The organism is Microvirga sp. HBU67558 (assembly GCF_018069605.1).
Lineage (GTDB): Bacteria > Pseudomonadota > Alphaproteobacteria > Rhizobiales > Beijerinckiaceae > Microvirga > Microvirga terrae.
The window spans coordinates 1-928 of record NZ_JAGPUP010000288.1 but is presented as its reverse complement, the minus strand read 5'-3'; the positions used below and the strand labels follow the sequence as shown (position 1 = coordinate 928).

Genomic DNA, 928 nt, shown 5'->3' with positions numbered 1-928 from the left:
GCGGTCTCGGCGAACTCCGCCTTGTTCTGCCAGGTCTTCACCGGATAGAGGATGTGCGGCTCGACGCCCGGCACCGAGGTCGGGACCGCGAAGCCGAAATAGGGATCGCGGCGGAAATCGGCCCGGGAGAGCGAGCCGTCGAGCGCCGCCGTGAGGAGGCGGCGGGTGACGCGGATTGGCATGCGCCGGCCGACGCCGTACTTGCCGCCGGTCCAGCCGGTGTTGACGAGCCAGCAATCCACGTGGTGCTTGGCGATGAGATCGCGCAGCAGGTTGCCGTATTCGGACGGGTGCCGCGGCATGAAGGGCGCGCCGAAGCAGGTCGAGAAGGTCGCCTCCGGGTCCTTCACGCCCTTCTCCGTGCCGGCCACCTTGGCCGTGTAGCCGGACAGGAAGTGGTACATCGCCTCGGCCGGGGTCAGCTTCGCGATGGGGGGCAGCACGCCGAAGGCATCGCAGGTGAGCATCACGATGTTCTTCGGGATGCCCGCGCGGCCCGTGGCGCTCGCATTGGGAATGAAGTCGAGCGGATAGGCGCAGCGCGTATTCTCCGTCTTCGACGCGTCGTCGAAATCGGGAATGCGGGTGATCGGGTCGATGGTCACGTTCTCCAGCACCGTGCCGAAGCGCTCGGTGGTCGAGAAGATCTCCGGCTCGGCCTCGCGCGACAGGCGAATGGTCTTGGCGTAGCAGCCGCCCTCGAAGTTGAACACGCCGTTCGGGGTCCAGCCATGCTCGTCGTCGCCGAGCAGGACGCGGTCGGGATCGTTGGAGAGCGTTGTCTTGCCCGTGCCGGAGAGGCCGAAGAACACGGCCACGTCGCCCCGGTCGCCCACATTGGCCGAGCAGTGCATGGGCATGATCTTCTGGGCGGGCAGCACGTAGTTGAGATAGGTGAAGACCGACTTCTTCATCTCGCCCGCATAGG

Annotated in this window: 1 protein-coding gene; it reads right to left on the bottom strand. The window is 66.5% G+C overall.

What is annotated here, in order from left to right; translation table 11 throughout:
• A partial coding sequence (locus KBI52_RS33835; RefSeq protein ID WP_210804840.1) for a phosphoenolpyruvate carboxykinase (ATP) occupies window positions 1-928 on the bottom strand: 928 nt, incomplete at both ends.